General features: G+C 62.9%; 17 protein-coding genes. 5 read left to right on the top strand and 12 right to left on the bottom strand.

Annotated features, from left to right (window positions below; all coding sequences use genetic code 11):
- Window positions 1-46 precede the first annotated feature (46 nt).
- From USDA257_RS02810 to USDA257_RS02795, 4 genes are all read left to right on the top strand, one after another.
- The gene (locus USDA257_RS02810; RefSeq protein WP_014761359.1) at window positions 47-1,087 is read left to right on the top strand and encodes a polyamine ABC transporter substrate-binding protein; all 1,041 of its coding nucleotides are present in this window, start codon (window positions 47-49) and stop codon (window positions 1,085-1,087) included.
- Window positions 1,084-3,474, top strand: coding sequence for a putative bifunctional diguanylate cyclase/phosphodiesterase (locus tag USDA257_RS02805; RefSeq protein WP_014761358.1), 2,391 nt, complete (start codon window positions 1,084-1,086; stop codon window positions 3,472-3,474). Before USDA257_RS02810 ends, USDA257_RS02805 begins: the two co-directional genes overlap by 4 nt.
- An 89-nt stretch (window positions 3,475-3,563) precedes the next feature.
- Window positions 3,564-4,835, top strand: coding sequence for a phosphoribosylamine--glycine ligase (gene purD, locus USDA257_RS02800; RefSeq protein ID WP_014761357.1), 1,272 nt, complete (start codon window positions 3,564-3,566; stop codon window positions 4,833-4,835).
- A 101-nt stretch (window positions 4,836-4,936) separates the two neighbouring features.
- On the top strand, window positions 4,937-5,434 hold the full coding sequence (locus USDA257_RS02795; protein ID WP_014761356.1) for a plant virulence effector HPE1-like domain-containing protein: 498 nt from the start codon (window positions 4,937-4,939) through the stop codon (window positions 5,432-5,434).
- 110 nt (window positions 5,435-5,544) lie between these two features.
- On the opposite strand, the gene USDA257_RS02790 is transcribed toward USDA257_RS02795, so the two are convergent.
- The 7 genes from USDA257_RS02790 to USDA257_RS02760 all read right to left on the bottom strand — a co-directional run bounded on the left by USDA257_RS02790 (window position 5,545) and on the right by USDA257_RS02760 (window position 12,914).
- Entirely contained in the window at window positions 5,545-6,051 is a 507-nt protein-coding gene (locus tag USDA257_RS02790) for a DUF523 domain-containing protein (protein ID WP_014761355.1), read from the bottom strand.
- A 47-nt stretch (window positions 6,052-6,098) separates the two neighbouring features.
- Window positions 6,099-6,695, bottom strand: a complete 597-nt coding sequence (locus USDA257_RS02785; RefSeq protein WP_014761354.1) for a LysE family translocator — start codon at window positions 6,693-6,695, stop codon at window positions 6,099-6,101.
- 15 nt (window positions 6,696-6,710) lie between these two features.
- Complete coding sequence (locus tag USDA257_RS02780) at window positions 6,711-7,091, bottom strand: cupin domain-containing protein (RefSeq protein ID WP_014761353.1); 381 nt, start codon at window positions 7,089-7,091, stop codon at window positions 6,711-6,713.
- Window positions 7,092-7,214: 123 nt separating this feature from the next.
- On the bottom strand, window positions 7,215-8,096 hold the full coding sequence (locus USDA257_RS02775) for an AraC family transcriptional regulator (protein WP_014761352.1): 882 nt from the start codon (window positions 8,094-8,096) through the stop codon (window positions 7,215-7,217).
- 47 nt (window positions 8,097-8,143) lie between these two features.
- On the bottom strand, window positions 8,144-10,309 hold the full coding sequence (gene glyS / locus USDA257_RS02770) for a glycine--tRNA ligase subunit beta (protein WP_014761351.1): 2,166 nt from the start codon (window positions 10,307-10,309) through the stop codon (window positions 8,144-8,146).
- Window positions 10,310-10,403: 94 nt separating this feature from the next.
- Window positions 10,404-12,341 (bottom strand): DUF2207 domain-containing protein, encoded by a 1,938-nt coding sequence (locus tag USDA257_RS02765; RefSeq protein WP_014761350.1) that lies wholly within the window; start codon window positions 12,339-12,341, stop codon window positions 10,404-10,406.
- A gap of 24 nt (window positions 12,342-12,365) precedes the next feature.
- Window positions 12,366-12,914: a LemA family protein gene (locus USDA257_RS02760; RefSeq protein ID WP_014761349.1), complete on the bottom strand. Its 549-nt coding sequence runs from the start codon at window positions 12,912-12,914 to the stop codon at window positions 12,366-12,368.
- A gap of 292 nt (window positions 12,915-13,206) precedes the next feature.
- Between USDA257_RS02760 and USDA257_RS02755 the strand changes: the two genes are divergently transcribed.
- Entirely contained in the window at window positions 13,207-13,488 is a 282-nt protein-coding gene (locus USDA257_RS02755; RefSeq protein ID WP_041413869.1) for a hypothetical protein, read from the top strand.
- On the opposite strand, the gene USDA257_RS02750 is transcribed toward USDA257_RS02755, so the two are convergent.
- From USDA257_RS02750 to USDA257_RS02730, 5 genes are all read right to left on the bottom strand, one after another.
- On the bottom strand, window positions 13,489-14,451 hold the full coding sequence (locus USDA257_RS02750; protein ID WP_014761347.1) for a glycine--tRNA ligase subunit alpha: 963 nt from the start codon (window positions 14,449-14,451) through the stop codon (window positions 13,489-13,491).
- Window positions 14,452-14,559: 108 nt separating this feature from the next.
- The gene (locus USDA257_RS02745; RefSeq protein ID WP_014761346.1) at window positions 14,560-14,751 is read right to left on the bottom strand and encodes a hypothetical protein; all 192 of its coding nucleotides are present in this window, start codon (window positions 14,749-14,751) and stop codon (window positions 14,560-14,562) included.
- Window positions 14,752-14,880: 129 nt separating this feature from the next.
- Complete coding sequence (locus tag USDA257_RS02740) at window positions 14,881-15,747, bottom strand: S49 family peptidase (RefSeq protein ID WP_014761345.1); 867 nt, start codon at window positions 15,745-15,747, stop codon at window positions 14,881-14,883.
- Between the two features lie 74 nt (window positions 15,748-15,821).
- The gene (locus tag USDA257_RS02735) at window positions 15,822-16,595 is read right to left on the bottom strand and encodes a tRNA1(Val) (adenine(37)-N6)-methyltransferase (RefSeq protein ID WP_014761344.1); all 774 of its coding nucleotides are present in this window, start codon (window positions 16,593-16,595) and stop codon (window positions 15,822-15,824) included.
- A 52-nt stretch (window positions 16,596-16,647) separates the two neighbouring features.
- Window positions 16,648-16,869: a putative signal transducing protein gene (locus tag USDA257_RS02730; protein ID WP_014761343.1), complete on the bottom strand. Its 222-nt coding sequence runs from the start codon at window positions 16,867-16,869 to the stop codon at window positions 16,648-16,650.
- Window positions 16,870-16,973: the final 104 nt, after the last annotated feature.

Below are 16,973 nucleotides of genomic sequence, written 5' to 3'. Positions count from 1 at the left end.
GCCGCTTACCGTCTGCCAGTGGGGGTCGTTCAGCGGGGGGAAGAGAATGAGAAGGCGTGCGGCGACATCCTTCTTCCTGGCGACATTGCTGTGCGCGGCCGCAAGCCGTGCCGAAACGCTCAACCTGTTGATCTGGGAAGCTTATATCGACCAGGGTCTCATCGACCGCTGGACGCAGGAGACGGGCGTCGCAATCCGACAGATAAACTTCGATAGCGACGACGCACGCGATGAGATTCTCGCCAATCCCAGCAACAGTATCGATCTCGTCGTCGTCGATGAGAACGGCGCGCATCTTTTCGGCAAGAAGGGCATTCTCGAAACCCTTCGTGAAGACAATTTGCCCGCGCTCGCAGACTACGCGCCAGAATGGCGGGATCGATGCGCCGGATACGGGCTTCCCTATTTCTCCGGAACGGTCGGCATTCTCTATCGCTCCGATGTTATCGCGCAGCCGCCGACATCCTGGCAGGACCTGATGCGCCCCGCAGCGTCGCTCAAGAAGCATGTTGCGATGTTCGACGACCACACCGAACTCTTCGTGCCACCGCTGATGCTGCTCGGCGCGTCCATCAATACCAGCGATACCGGGACCCTGAAGGCTGCGTTCGATCTGCTAAAGGCACAGGCCCCAGCCGTGCTGACCTACGACTATGTCATTACCGCCATCCAGGACCAGGCGACCGGCAAAGACATCCATATGGCGCTCGGCTACAGCGGCGATCAGCACGTCCTCAACGACAAGGTCGATAGGCGGGGCCTGTGGCGCTATGTGGTCCCCCAGGAAGGGACGCTTTCGTGGCTCGACTGCGTTTCGGTTATCGCCAGTTCACCTCATAAGCAGCGCGCCCTGGAGTTCCTCGATTTCATAGGTTCGCCGGAAAGCGCCGCCGCCAATGCCCTCGCCTTGACCATGCCGACCACGAGCAGCGCGGCGTTGAAGCTTCTGCCGGAGGCGATGCGCTCCGATCCGGAGATCTACCCGCCGGCCGCGACGCTGGCAAAAAGCCAGTACCAGCAGGAACTTTCAATCCAGTCGGTCCAGGCGCGCCGACGCATCATCAGCACATTGGCGAATTTTCAGTGACCCTCAGCAAGCGCGCACTTTTCCTAATCTTTCCCGTCGTGCTGCTCGGCTACCTTCTCGCAGCGCTCTCGGTCTATTTCGCCCAGGAGCGCTCCATTCAGGCACTGGAGAAGGCGAAGCTTTCCCAACGGCTGGAGCACGCTGCCGCGGTTTTCCAGAACGAGGTCCAGCGCAGCAAGAGTTTTCTCAATGCTATCCTGAACGGTAACGTTCTGCGCCAATTCGTCGCCGAGACCGACGAGCGATACCGCGCCACCGCGCTCGGCGCGCGTCTGCAGGAGAGCATAAAATCGCTATCCGAGGATCCGATAGCTTATATCTCCTTTGCCGTCCTCAACTCGCGAACAGAGACCGAATACTATTTCGAGAACAGTTGGGATCCCTTTGCCGAGATCGACGAACCGCAGCGCGATCTTGCAAGAAAGTTGATCGCCGGCAAGCGGCTGAGCGACTTGACCTATCTTGAGCCAACCGGCGACCGTCCGCGGATCGTCTACTCCCTCTTCGTCGACCCGGTTACCTTTGGCCGTCCCATGCCGAACAACAAGGCCAGTGCGTTGCTGATGCAGATAGCCGTCCTGCCGGACCGGTTCCTCGCAATGCAGGCAGCTCTGAAGAAGGAGTATGGAGCCGACATCGTTCTCCAGCCATGGCCGCTCGCCGTCACCGATAAGCTTTCCGCGAGTACGCCGCTCGGAACGCAGCTTTACGCCACGATCGTCGTCCCGGACGCCTATTTCGAGGCTCAAGTGCTGCGCCGAAAGGTGCTGCTTGCTTGCGGTGCTCTCGCCATGAGCCTGATCTGCATCTTCTTGATCGTGCTATTGTTAAGGCGTTTCATCACCGGGCCGATCGCCAGCCTCGACGCCGACGTCACGGCGGTGATGAACGGCGAGCGTGACGACATCAGGGACATGGACGAAGCGGGTGAGATCGGGCGCCTGACCCATAACATCCGCGAGCTTCATTCCCAGTCCGCCCATGCCCTGCGGCTCGTGCAGCAGAAGTCGTGGACCGACACGCTGACCGGCATCCACAACCGCGGACGTTTCAACACACTCGCGGCCGGCGTCGTCGAGCAAGCCATCGCTTGCGGCGAGAAGTGCAGCCTGCTGTTCATCGACATCGACAATTTCAAATTCGTCAACGACAAGCACGGCCACGATATCGGGGACGATTTGCTCAAGACGCTTGCGGTGCGCATTGGACAAACCGTCGAGACCATCACGCGGCGGAGGCAGCTGGAGACGGCCATCCTCGCTCGCCTTTCCGGCGACGAATTTGCGGTTCTGGTGCGATCGAACCCGGGCGAAGGCACTGTCCGGGAGATCTCGGACGCGATCCTCGCCCTGTTTGACGGCGGCTTCGAAGTTTCCGGCAAACGCTATCCGGTGACGGCGAGCATCGGCGTGGCCATCTGCCCGGACGATGCGACCAATGTCGCCGAACTGATATCCAATGCAGATGCGGCCATGTACCAGGCGAAGTCCGGCGGCAGGAACCGCTCCTCCCGCTTCTCTCGTGCGCTGCATGACAAGCGTACCCGGCTGCGCCAGATCCAGGAGGAACTGCGGGGCCTCGATCCTGACGAGCAGTTTCGCCTTGTCTACATGCCGATCGTCAACGTGCGCGGCCAAGTCACGGGCTGCGAGGCGCTGTTGCGCTGGCATTCGCCCGTTCTCGGCACCGTTACGCCTGACGAATTCGTACCGATTGCCGAAAGCTCCGGTCTTTTCACCAAGATCGACTGGTGGGTCATCAACAAGGCGATGTCCGACTGCCGTCAGTTGAAGGCACTCTTCGGGCAAGATACGGTGCTGGCGATCAACATCTCTTCGGCGGAGCTGCATTCACGCGCGCTCGGCGACTATCTGTCGGATTGCGCGGCCCGCCATCGGCTCGAAACGCGATCGATCGACATCGAGCTCACCGAGACATTCGCCGTCAAGATCAGCGACCAGTTGAGGCAGAACATTGACGAGCTGCGCCACAAGGGCTTCCGCCTGTCGATCGACGACTTCGGCGCCGGCTACACCTCGATCGAGCAGATCATCGACTACGCCGCGGACACCATCAAGCTGGACCGGGCGCTCGTTACCAACCTCACCGCGTCGCACTCCCTTTCCGTCCTCAAGGCAGTCGTCGCACTCTGCCATGCGAAGGACATGGCGGTGATCGGCGAAGGCGTCGATACGCCGGAAAAGCTGGCTATGCTCACGGCAGCCGGCTGCGACCGCTTCCAGGGCTATCTGATCAGCAAGCCGCTTTCGCTCGACGACCTGGCGATCTGGGCGCTCACCCGGACGGCGCAGCATGTCAAGGAACGCCCCGCCGACGAGCACTCCGGCAGCAGCCGTCGGAACTCGACATCCAAAGCACGGTGGTGAATCTTGCGCGCGGAGCCGGTTTTTTCTTGACCTCGCCCCGCCCGACGTCCTAACCGCAGCGCATCAATGCGCTGACGGCAGGGATGGCAATGAAGGTTCTTCTGATCGGATCGGGCGGACGCGAACACGCGCTTGCATGGAAAATCACGCAGTCGCCGCAGCTCACCACGCTGTACGCAGCGCCAGGCAATCCCGGCATCGCCGAAGAGGCGACGATCGTCGCGCTCGACGTCGACAACCACACAGCTGTCGTCGACTTCTGCCGCGAGAAGACGATCGATTTCGTCGTGGTCGGCCCCGAGGCGCCCCTTGTTGCCGGTCTCGCGGACGCACTCCGTGCCGCCGACATCCCCGTCTTCGGCCCCTCTGCCGCCGCTGCCCAGCTTGAAGGTTCCAAAGGCTTCACCAAAGATCTTTGCGCCAAGTACGCAATCCCGACCGGTGCCTACAGACGCTTTACCGAAGCCAGCTCGGCCAAGACCTATGTCCGCGAACAGGGCGCGCCGATCGTCATCAAGGCGGATGGGCTCGCCGCCGGCAAAGGTGTCACGGTGGCGATGACGCTCGACGAGGCGTTCGCCGCCGTCGACGACTGTTTCTCCGGCGCCTTCGGCTCCGCCGGGGCAGAGGTCGTCGTCGAAGCCTACCTCGATGGCGAGGAAGCAAGCTTCTTCTGCCTTTGCGACGGCAAGACCGTGCTGCCGCTGGCATCGGCGCAGGATCACAAGCGCGTCGGCGACGGCGATACGGGACCGAACACCGGTGGTATGGGCGCCTATTCGCCGGCACCGGTGATGACGGCCGAGATGGTCGGGCGGACGATGAAGGAGATCATCGAGCCGACCGTGCGCGGCATGGCCGAAAGTGGGCATCCGTTCTCGGGCGTGTTTTTCGCCGGACTGATGATCACCGCGAAAGGGCCGGAACTCATCGAATACAATGTCCGTTTCGGCGACCCGGAATGCCAGGTCCTGATGATGCGCATGAAAAGCGACCTGCTGCCCCTGCTCTACGCCGCAGCGACGGGCACGCTCGACGGCATGCAAATCGAATGGCATGACGAAGCGGCATTGACGGTCGTGATAGCTTCGCGCGGCTATCCGGGAGCCTATGAAAAGAACACGCCGATCGCGGCCGTCCCCGAACCATCCGCCACGACAAGGGTGTTTCATGCCGGTACGGCGATCAAGGATGGTCGCCTGGTCGCCACGGGTGGCCGTGTGCTGAACGTCACAGCCATGGGCCAGACCGTCAGCGACGCAAAGGATGCCGCCTATCAAGGCGTGAACGGCGTTTCCTGGGAGAACGGCTTCTACCGTCGCGACATCGGATGGCGCGCGGTCGAGCGCGAAAAGGCGTAACCCCCCGGAATCGCGGCATCATTCAATTTTTACCAATTCTCCTGACGAGAAGGTAAGGGCAGTCTCATATTCTCCTCCTCGATACATTCGAGGAGAAGCCGATGCGTTCCCTGCTGATCACCGCCGTCCTTACGCTTGCCGCCGGCACAGCGGCAGCGTCGTCGGTCGAGAACGTGGCGTCCGGAAAGGCCGTCAATTCCAGCGTCGCGACGATCTCCTGCGCAGAGTGCCCGCCGCTGCAGCCCAAGAAGAAGGCCTCCTATGTCGTTCCTGAGCTGACGCCCGGCACCGCCAAGCTCGAGCTCAAGCAGATCGATGGCGAAATGAAGTCGGTCCGCACCGAGGCCTGGCTCGGAGGATCGCCGGTCGTCTTCGTCAACAAGGCATCCGAGGACGTGATCAAGGCCGCCGCCGTGAAAGCAGATCCGGCGGCGACGGGCGTTACCGCCGCCTCGCTCGCCGCGATCGCGGACGTCGACCAGACGGCAAAGACCGCCGCCGTCGGGATCGTGTCGCGCGCCGAACCGGTGAGTGCCTCGATGGCCGGCAGCGCTTCACAGGAATTTGATCCGTCGGGGTTCGAACTTAGATTAGATTAACACCATATACATAAGGTTCCCTGCCCCATCGGCCGGAATATTCAAGGCTGATGGGCGTTTCGCTGCAATGGCGAAAGGTTGCGCCCCTGAGAGAAGCAGGGGCGTAATCTTTATGGGTCAGCCTCATCTTCACGGCCAAGTCTCTCGACCAGCAGCCCGATTTCGCGGTCGGAAAAGACCTCTATGCCGTTCTTGCGTAGCAGCGCCGCGGTGACGCCCTCGCCGGGGACGCGCTCGCCGCTGAAGCTGCCATCGTAGACGAAGCTGGAGCCACAGGACGGGCTGCCGTCGATCAGCAGCGCGAAACGACAGTTTGCTGTCAGTGCAAGAGCAAGAGCGTTTTCCGCGCCCCGGCGAAACGCCTCGGTCACATCGCCGCCGGTCTTTTCGAGGACGCGTCCCACGCCGGAAAGGACGCTCGCACCGGTCCTGCCTGCCTCGATCTCCGCCGGCGGTCGCGGAACCGGCATTCCCGCCGACATCTCGGGACAGAGGGTCACGAGCCGACCTTCCGCACGCCAACGTTCTATTGCCGGATGGCACAGCGGTTTCGCCGCGCCATCGTAGCGCACCGCATGGCCCATGAGACAGGCGCTGACGAGTATCTTGGCGGTCATGCCGCGTTCATAGCGTCCCGAACGGTGCCGCTACAAGGGAAAACGCGCTATCCAAGCAGCAGCGGAGCAAGCGAGACAAGCAGCAGACTGGCAAAGACGACATTGGCTATCCGTGCCTGCCTTGGATCCCGTAGGACCTTGGCAATGGCCGCGCCAAAGGCAAGCCAGGTCGTATTCACGACGATCGCCACCAATGCGAGGACAAGAACCTTCGCAATGGCCGCCCCGACCCCCTGACCAGGCTCGATCAGGCTGCCGGCATAGACGGCGCCGATCGCCGCATAGGCCTTCGGATTGGCGATCGCCAGCACAAAGCCGCCGAGAAACGAAGGTCTCGGCGATCCCTGTTCAGCGGCGGCGACCGGCGGCACCGTGGCAATGTGCCATGTCAGATAAAGCATGTAGACCGCGGCGAGGACAGTAATCGCCACTTTCATGCCCGGCAGACCGAGAACCATTGCGGTGACGCCGGTTGCGATCAGCAACACGACTGCAATGGTGCCGATGTTGATACCGGCGGCGTAGCGCAGAGTGTTGGAAACGCCATGGGCGGCCGCCATGCCGGCGAGGCTGAGTGTTGCCGGCCCGGGACTGCCCATCAGCGGCAAGGCCGCAAGGGCAAGAAGCGCGAGGTCGCCGACCATGGTGCCAGCCCCCGGTCAGATCCAGATGTCATTCGCAGCCGTGCGTTCACCGCCCGCCTGGCCGGTATTTGCCGTGCCTCTTGGCTCGATCAGCAGCATCTTCACTTCACTTGCCGCATAGGGTTTGTGCTCGACGCCCTTCGGCACGACGTACATTTCGCCCGGACCGAGCGTGACCGAACCGTCGCGAAAGTCGATCCGAAGCATGCCTTCGAGGACGATGAAGGCCTCGTCCGTTTCCGGATGGTCGTGCCAGATGAAGTCGCCTTCGATGCGGACGATCTTGAACTGATAGTCGTTGAGTTCGGCGATCACGCGTGGCTGCCACTGATCGGCAATCCGCGCCAGCTTCTCGGCAAAATTGATAGGTGCGTGGGGACGACTGGACACGTTCATGGCTGTTTCCTCGCGTTGTTTCGGGAGTAATTACAGCCATTTCCGGTGATCGGGTCTTGAACGATCGTGCAGCCATTCAAAGTGCCACAGCGGCCTTTGTGCGTCTGATAAGACGCTCGCGCTTCAGGCTTGCTCCGCCTCTGTGCCCGCAGGCATTTCCGCCATGCGCAGCCATCGACCCGGCGTGATGCCGAATGCCTTCTTGAAATGGCGGCTCAGATGCGCCTGGTCGGCAAAGCCGGCATCGACCGCAGCCTGCGCGGCCGGGACACCGTGACGAAGATTGACCTTTGCGGCTTCGAGACGCCGCTGCACCAGGTAGCGATAGGGACTGGTGCCGAACAGACGGCGGAAGTCGCGGCTGAGGCCCCAGCGGTCCCGGCCGCTGACCGCCTCGAGCGTCTCAAGCGTGATGGTACCGTCGGGCAAGTCATGGAGGTAGAGGCGCGCCCGCTCGGCGGCGCGATAATTGAGCGCGCCGCCAACCTTCGCAGGCCCACCGGCCGCGGCTTCCAGTGCATGGGCAAGTTCGAAGAGGCCGTCCTCGAACTCAAGGGTCTCGATCCGGGCATCCGTCGCCGGTAAGAGAGCATGCACCGCCGCGAAGAGTCGCGGATCGGATGAGATGCCGTCTTTGATGAAGGGCAGCGGCCGGCCGCCGAGAACGCGCTGAACGGCCGCCGGCTCAATATAGATCATGCGGTAGCGAAACCCGTGCTCGCCGCCGGCCTGGCCGTCATGCACCTCGTCGGGATGCAGCACCATCGTGCCGCCGGGAAGGCTCGTGCGCTCGGCGCCGCGATAATGGAAGCTCTGAATGCCCGAGAGTGTCTGGCCGACGGCATAGGTATCGTGCCGGTGCGGCTCGTAGGCGCGCCCGGCAAAGAAGGCTTCAATACGCTCGAACGGAATGGCGTCTTCGGCCACGTCGATCCAGTCGCCGCGCCGCTTCGTGCCCGGAGGTTCGATCACACCTGCGCCTGCGCTCGGATTGTCGCTCGTCATTCTCCAGAGATAGGATCGAGCCTGTCGGTTGTCGACAGCCTAGCCTCTCATCCCGAGATCTTCGAGAAGTCCGCAACCTCGCCGGTCGCCGCGCGGATCAGCCCCAGGAGCGCCAGGCGGTTCGCACGGATCGCCTTGTCTTCGTCATTGACGAGTACGTCGTTGAAGAACACGTCGACCGGCTCGCGCAATTTGGAGAGCGCGGCCATGGCGGAGCGGAAATCCTCCTTGACGATCGCTTCGCGGGCATCCCCGGAGGCAAGCTTGATCGAGGCGTGAAGCGTCCTTTCGGCGTCGAGCCGGAAGAGCTTCTCGTCCACGTTGTCCGCGACCTCGGTGCCCTTCTTCTCCTCGGCCGCGAGGATCTGCGTGGCGCGCTTCGTGCCGGCGAGCAGGTTCTTGCCCTCCTCGGCGGTGATGAAAGCGGTCAGCGCTTCGACGCGGCGGGCGATCATCAACAGGTCGTCGGCCTCTGAGGTCAAGACCGCGTCGATCAGATCGTAGCGCGCCCCGAGATCGCGCAGGTAGACCTTCAGGCGATCATGGAAGAAGGCGAGAAGGTCCGCGGCAATATCGCCGGCCAGATCGGGCCGCTGCGCCCTCAGAGCCTTGAGCGCGACGTCGAAGAACGGCAGCAGCGGCAGACGCGCCCTACCCTCGAGAATGAGCCGGATGACGCCGAGCGCGGCACGGCGCAGCGCATAGGGATCCTTCGAGCCGGTCGGCTTCTCGTCGATCGCCCAGAAGCCGACCAGCGTGTCGAGCTTGTCGGCGAGCGCAACCGCGACCGAGACAGGGTTCGTCGGCACGCGATCGGACGGACCCTGGGGCCTGTAATGGTCCTCGATCGCGTTGGCGACCGCGGCATTCTCTCCCTGCAGTACCGCATATTTGTGGCCCATGATGCCCTGCAGCTCGGGAAACTCGCCGACGGCCTCGGTGCGCAGATCCGCCTTGGCAAGCACGGCGGCGCGCTCGACCAGGGTCTTGTCGGCGCCGGTGGCCTCGGCAAGCGCCAAGCCGATCGAGCGGATGCGGGCGACGCGCTCGCCCTGCGTTCCGAGCTTGGCATGGAAGGTGACGTTCAGCGCATCGAGCTTCGCCATGCGTTGATCGAGCGGCTTCTTCAGATCAAGACCGAACTTCTCGGCGGACGGTCGCAGCGTCTCGAGGTCCGGCAGGTCGCCCTGGTCACGTTTCCAGAAATGCGCCGCATCCGAAAGGCGCGCACGCACGACCTTGCCATTGCCATGGACGATCTCACGACCGCCGTCGCTGGCTTCGATATTAGAAACGAGGATGAACCGGTTCGACAGCGTTTCCGCGCCCGGCTGCCGCGTCACGAAGCATTTCTGATTGGTCTTGATCGTCAGGCGGATAATTTCGGAGGGAATTTGGAGATAGCTCTCCTCGAAGCTGCCCATCAGCACCCGCGGCCATTCGACGAGACCCGCCACTTCTTCGAGCAAGCCCTCGTCCTCGACCAATTCAAGGCCATTGGCGAAGGCGACGTTGCGGGCATCCGCGGCGATGATCTCCTTGCGGCGCTCGGCGTCGAGCACGACCTTCGCCTTTTCGAGCTTGTCGGCATAGTCGGCGAAGCGGCGCACCGTGATCGGCTCAGGCGCGTGAAAGCGGTGGCCATGGGTGACGTTCGAGGCGACGATGCCGTCGACTTCGAAGGGGATGACCCTGGTCTCCTCGGTTTCGGCGCCGAAGGTGCAGACGATCGATTGCAAGGGCCGCACCCAGCGCAGGCTGCCAGGCTTCGCCGAGGCGGCACCGGAGCGCATGGACTTCGGCCAGGGGAAGTCGCGAATGATCGCCGGCATCACCTCGGCGATGATGACCTCCGCGTCGCGGCCGGGCTTGACGATGTGGGCGACGTAGAAATCGCCCTTCTTCGCGTCGCTGTGGACATGCGCCTCGCTGATGGAGGAGAGGCCGGCGGCGCGCAGAAAACCTTCGATCGCCTTCTCGTTGGCGTCGGTGCGCGGCCCCTTGCGTTCCTCGCGGATATCGGCGGAGCGCGCGTTCAGGCCGCGTATGTCGAGCGTCAGCCGGCGCGGCGTCCAATATTCACGCGCGCCTTCATAGGTGAGACCCGCCTCGACGAGCGCGTCCGTTACGAGCTTCTTCAGATCGCCGGCCGCCTTGCGCTGCATGCGGGCAGGAATTTCTTCTGAGCGCAGTTCAATAAGAAGATCGGGCATGAATCCAGACTTTTTTCTGTTCCGGTCGGTCGCCCCGGGACTTAGCAAGCCCCGGCGAAATTGTCATCAAGTGCGGCGAGGAAATCGGCATCATCTACCAGCCGCCGCCACCACCGCCCCCACCGCCGCCGCCGGAAAAGCCGCCGCCGGAAGAAAAGCCGGAGGAGGAACTCTTGGGCGGAGGGGGCAGCGAGGAGGTCATGGTATCGGCCATCGAGCCGGCGAAGCCCCCGATCGTGTCGGAAAAGGACCCGGGGCCGAAGCTATCGCCATGGTACCAGCTCGGCTGGTAGGCGGCGGCTGCCGCCCCCCCGGCTGCCGCAAGCAGCCAGCGATCGAATGTCTCGGTCCAGGGCTTTTCGATGCCAAGCGCCACGGCGTAGGGCAGAAGCGTTTCGAAGTGCCGCGGCGACATTTCCGGGGCACCCTGCATGTTGAGCCGATCCTGCTCTGCCAGCGTCATATATTGCCGAAGCCCGTCGATACCATCCATCATCTGGGTGCCGAGCGGCGTCGGCGCTCCCATCAGGTAGTAGAACAGCCCGTTGGCGAGCACGATGCCGCCGATCGCGAAGAACAGCGGCAGGTCGTCCGCTTCGGTCGCCGAGAAGATGACCACCGCAAGGATGCTCGAAAAGACGGCGATGAGCACGAAGCCGATGAAGGCCAGCACGACGATCGACAGGATGCGCCTCACGAGGCTCGACCCGCGCCTCAGAGACTTGCCGATCGAAACGGCGAACCCTGAAACGAAAACTCCGGCGAAAACCGGGACGATGATGAAGGGGATCGTCGCTTCGCTGAGCCCGCCGAAGATGAACAGCGCCGCCAGCGCAACGATCGTAAGCGCGACGCCGCCGATGATGTAGCCGGTGTTGGCGCGGTAGTATTTGCCGCGATGCTCGCGCTCCATGGCGCTGCGGAAGCTGGACCCGGCGGCCGCCACCGCCTTGCCGTTCGCCCGATCTATCTTGAGCGTCCCACCGGCCGCGTCGACCGCCTTCATCAGCGCCGCCTCGCCGGTCGGAAGCTTTTCGCCACCGCTTTTGCCCGTCGCTGAGACGATGATGGCGTTCTTCAGATCATCGAGGACGACATATCCCTTGACCGCCAGGTTGAGTACGGCTGCCGAGAGCGCGGTCCAACCCTCGCCGGAAAAGCCCTTGCTGTCGATATAGTTGACGAGGGCGGGCGAAATCCCGTCCGGCGGGTCCCAGCGCGGGACCATGACGCCGCGGGCGGGATCACGACCGACGCGGACCCAGGCGCGCCCGTAATAGAGGCTCACGACGACGAAGCCGACGCCGGCGATGACCAGCGCCAGGTGATCGCGCAGCCACCAGATGTTCTGCTGCGAGGCGCTCGGCCGGTCGATGCTCCCCTTCGGCAGCTTGATGGCGATGGTGAGGCCTTCCTGGGGCCGAAGCCTGCGCGTGGTGGCAAAGAAGATTTCGCCGCCCTCCTCAACCGCGCGCGCATCCTTGCCGGTCGCACCGTAGCCGCCGGTAAAGACGTCGAGCGCCTGCGCCACGACGCCATCCGGCAAAGTAACGGTCGCGGTCGCTTCCTCGATCGGGAACGCCCATTCAGTTCCGGTCACGTTCCAGTAGAGCTCGTCGTGATCATCGAAGAAGCGTATCTGGCGGCCGGTCTCATAGGTGATCTGAAATATATGCTCGCCGCGCGGCAGGAAAACGTCGGCGTTGCCGGTGTAGATGCGGATGCCGCCGTTGACCGATTCGGTTCGGTATTCCTCCTGCTCGCCATCGCGTTCGACGGAAACCAGGTTGAAATCCACTTGGACGCGCCGGCCGTCCGGGTCGACGAACGTCAGGGGAAAATCACGATAGATGCCGCGGCGGATCTGATTGCCTTCGACGTTCGCGGTGATCGTTTCGGTCACCGTGAGGGTGCCGTCCCTGTCGACATCGATGACCGAATGGTAGGAAGAAATGATCTCTTCCGCAGCAGCCGGAAAGGGCGCGGCAAGGAAAAGAACCACGAACGCAAGCGCAGCGAGAAGCCGCTTCATCAGGATTTCCTCTTCCGCACCGTCTCAGAACTTGACCGACGGCACAGCGCGATCTGTCTCGTTGGTAATCTCGAAATAGCTGGCCTTGGCGAAGCGGAACGCGCTGGCGATCAGGTTGGACGGGAAACTCTCGACCTTGACGTTGAGATCGCGGGCGGCGCCGTTGTAATAGCGGCGCGACATCTGGATCTCGCCTTCGATTGTTTCCAGCGAGCCCTGGAGCTCGGCAAAGTTCTCATTGGCTTTCAGATCCGGATAGGCTTCGGCGAGCGCAAAGACGCGACCGAGCGCCTGCGAGAGCGCCCCTTCCGCCGCCGCTCGTGCGGTGATGTCGCCCTCGGGGACAGCCTGGGCCCGGTTGCGCAGGGCGACGACTTCCTCAAGCGTCGACTTCTCGTGTGCCGCGTAACCCTTCACCGTCTCGATCAGGTTGGGGATGAGGTCGGCGCGACGCTTCAACTGCACGTCGATACCGGACCAGGCCTCTTCGGCCATCTGCCGTGCCTTAACGAGTCCGTTGTAGACGAAAACCAGGTAAAGGATCACGGCGACCCCGATTGCCAGCCCGATCATGCAATGCCCTCCTTCAGAACCCGCCGGAGGTTAGCACCGACTCCGACCGCGAGATACAGGACGCGCAGGCAAAAAGCATACATTTCCCCGCTCCAATTCGAAGGCTTTTCTGCAATCAAACAGGCTCAACGGCAAGATCGCCGCCCGCCATTTTGGACCCGCCGAAATCACTATTTTGCAGCAGATTGCAGCGGCCCAGACCCCGGCGCCGAACTGTTCCGCCGGTAACGGCGCGATGGGCGCTTGTGGCCGATACTCAAATCATCAACAACCGCAACATGCAGACAGGACCATGACTTCGCTCGCAACCTTCATCAACGTCGTCGCCTTTACGGCCCTCTTCACTGCCCATGCGAGCGCAGCACCGGTCGAGAGGCCAGCGGGCGTTCGCCGCGCCCTGCAAATCTACGCCGGCGAATTGACGAATGGGCGATCAATCACACTGGAACCGATGTTGCGGCTCGATGGCACCCAGTTCTTCTGCACGCAACACGGGGAATCGTCCACCGGCACGCGGCCGCCAGCCAACCTGGCCGTCCTGCCATGCGGCCGAAGGATCAGCGTCGCCGCTTGATCAGGCCGCGTCTCTCGCCCCGTTTGCACCGCCTGCGTCGGTCAGCAGGAAGGCCTCGCCACAGGCTTTGGCCAGCGTGCGAACCCGCAGGATATAGCTCTGCCGCTCGGTGACCGAGATCACGCCGCGCGCATCCAGTAGGTTGAAGACGTGGCTCGCCTTGATGCACTGGTCATAGGCGGGAAGGACGCATTTGTGCAGACGGTTGTTGCTGGCATCGCCTGGAGCGCCGGCGGCCAGTAGCGCCACGCACTCCTTCTCGGCGTCGATGAAGTGCTGATGCAGCATGGCCGTGTTGGCATATTCGAAATTGTGCCGCGAATATTCCTGCTCGGCCTGCAGGAACACGTCGCCATAGCTGATCTTCTCCGCACCCTCGCGGCCGTTGAAGTTCAGGTCGTAGACATTGTCGACGCCCTGGACATACATCGCCAAACGTTCGAGGCCATAGGTCAACTCGCCGGAAACCGGCGAGCACTCGATGCCGCAGACCTGCTGGAAATAGGTGAATTGCGAGACTTCCATGCCATCGCACCAGCACTCCCAGCCAAGTCCCCAGGCGCCGAGCGTCGGGCTTTCCCAATCGTCCTCGACGAAGCGGATATCGTGCAGCAGCGGATCGAGGCCGATCGCTTCCAGCGAACCGAGGTAGAGTTCCTGCAGATTGGACGGGTTCGGCTTCAGGAGCACCTGGTATTGATAATAATGCTGCAGCCGGTTGGGGTTCTCGCCGTAGCGACCGTCGGTCGGGCGGCGCGAGGGCTGGACGTAGGCCGCACGCCACGGCTTCGGGCCGAGCGCACGCAGCGTCGTCGCCGGATGGAACGTACCGGCTCCGACCTCCATGTCGTAAGGCTGGAGCACGGCGCAGCCCTTGTCGGCCCAGTAATTGTGCAGCGTCAGGATCAGAGCCTGGAAGGAACGCTTCGGGTTCATATGGTCCGGAAGGGAGGCGATGGTCATGGGATCACGTCCGAATTCTTCGAAATCTTGCCGGACAGGTGCCATGCCGCAAGGCAAGGGTCAAGCGCCTTGCCGATCCGACGGCCAGACCGACCCGTTCGGCAGACGTCACTCGTCGTCGCGCTTCAGGCGATATTCTCCGGTCTTCGGATCCTTGACGAGCGTCCCGTTGGCGCCGGTCTCGCGCTCCCGGCGCAAGCGTTCCTGGTGACGCGTCACTTTCTGGGCATCGGCGATGAACTTGCGGTAGCCGATCCAGGCGATGAGGGCGACAATCAAGAGCAGGATGATCTGCGGCATGGTTTCTCCTCTGCTCCTCCTTGGATCAGACGGGATCTCGGACAGGAGATGCGGCAGCTTTTGTTACAGCGGCCGTGCACGCCTGACCAGAGGCCCCGACCAGATGCCCCCCGATCAGTTGCCATTGTCTCATAGGCCGAAGCGCGCCCAAAGTGCCCTTTCCTCGATCGCTTCGATGAGGCCCGCAGCGGCCGACGCGGCCAGGGGTGCGGCAATCGATCCGTCCACGGTCGCACCCGGCTGACGGCGTCCGAAGAGGCTGCGGGACGGCTGGATCAGTTCGAGGCGCGCCTTTTCGCCGTAGCGCCTCTTCACCTCGCCGCGCATATCGCCGAGAGCGTCGACGAGGCCCAGTTCCTGGCCGCGCCGCCCGGTCCAGAAAAGACCCGAGAAGATATCGGGATGATCGGCAAGCAGCGAGCCGCGGCGGGCCTTGACCAGTTGGATGAAGGTATCGTGGATATCCAGCTGTAAGCTCTTGAGGAACTCGACGTCACGCTCCTTTTCCGGCTGGAACGGGTCGAGCACGACCTTGTTCTCGCCTGCAGTATAGACGCGCCGTTCAACGCCGACTTTCTTCAGCAGTTCCGGAAAGCCAAAGCCGCCGGAAACGACGCCAATCGAGCCGACGATCGAACTCGGATCGGCGATGATCTCGTCTCCGGCGAGCGCGATCATGTAGCCGCCCGAGGCAGCGACGTCCTCGACGAAGATCAGCACGCGCTTCTTCTTCTCATCCGCAAGATCGCGAATGCGCTGGTAGATCAGCCGGGATTGGACGGGCGAGCCGCCGGGCGAATTGACGGAAATGGCAATAGCCGGCGCTTCCTTGACCGAGAAGGCCTTTTCGAGAACAGGCGCGACGGTCGCGAGATTGAGGACCGGGCGAAACTGCCCGCCACCGGACATGATCGTGCCGTGAAGCCGGATCGCCGGGATCGCAATCCCGTCCATGCGAAAACGCCTCGGCATCAGTTTTCTTAAGAACCTCGCCATTTCAACTCCTGCCCGATACGAACTCGATCCTGCATGTATGCATTGGCGCAGCAAACGCAATGGCCTACTTACCGTTAATCACGGCGGCGATAGGCGGCGCGGCCGTTGTTGAGATCATCGACCTCCGGCGAGAAACGGTGCGTCCGTTCCGCGTGCATGGTCAGCGGCGCCCGGAGTGCCAGCCGCTTGCGACTCTGCTTGATTGCCGTCACCAGAATCCTGACCGCATTCTCGCCGGCACGCGGCAAGAGCGGCGTAATTTCGATGCCGCCGAAACGGCGGCCGCAGGCCGCGATGATCTCGGCGATCGATTCCGGCCGGGCGATGAGCGAAAGCTGCCCGCCCGGCCGCATAATCGCCCCGGCCGTCTTGATCCAGGTCTCGAAGAGCTTGTCGCTCATCGCATGCGCTTCGGCCTTGAGGCGATCCGGCGTCCTGCGGTCGGCTGCGTCGTTGAACGGCGGATTCATGATCACGTGATCGAAGGCGTCGTCCGGCAGGCCGGCTGCAGCACGCGCCTTGCCGCTCAGCGACACATCCGCCTCGAGCACGGCGACCCGCGCGGCGAAACGCGCGTTCTCCGGCAAGGCAAGGCTGCGGCGGGCAAAATCCGCCATGATCGGCGAACGCTCGACGAGCAGCACCTCGGCCCCTGCCAGACGCGAGGCGACCGCCATGCCGGCCGCGCCGGCGCCCGCACCGAGATCGGCGACGCGGCAGGGACGCTCACATGAGACAAGCGAGGCGAGCAGCATCGCATCCATCCCGGAGCGATGACCCTGGCCGAGCGGCTGGATCAGATGAAATTTGCCGCGGTGAAACGCATCGACAGTTTCCGCTGTCGTCATTGCGGCAACTGCCCCGCCGACAGGCCGCGACCGCGTTGCGGCAAGGGAGACATCATTGCCGCAATTCCTTTTCCAGGCCGGCATCGACCAGAATGCGCCTGGCCCTATCGGCATCCTCGTCGGCCACCAGAAAACGCCGCGGCAAAAGGCCGAGGGAGCCTTCGAGGATGCTCATGTCCCGATCGGCGATGAGGCATACAATGCCGGCATCCTTCATCAGGCTTTCCGCAAAGGAGAGCAGCACGGCGTCGTTGGTGCGGATCAGTTCCTTCATTCGCCTTGATGATCCCGTCTTAAATTGCAGAGGGCGAGGCAATTCGCCTCTTGCCGCCCGAAGCCCCACTTTCTATTGTCGAAGCCGACACGAAGCAGGAGTCC

Source organism: Sinorhizobium fredii USDA 257, from assembly GCF_000265205.3.
Classification (GTDB): domain Bacteria; phylum Pseudomonadota; class Alphaproteobacteria; order Rhizobiales; family Rhizobiaceae; genus Sinorhizobium; species Sinorhizobium fredii_B.
Note: the sequence above shows the minus strand (reverse complement) of the source record. Positions and strands in the feature narration are given on the sequence as shown.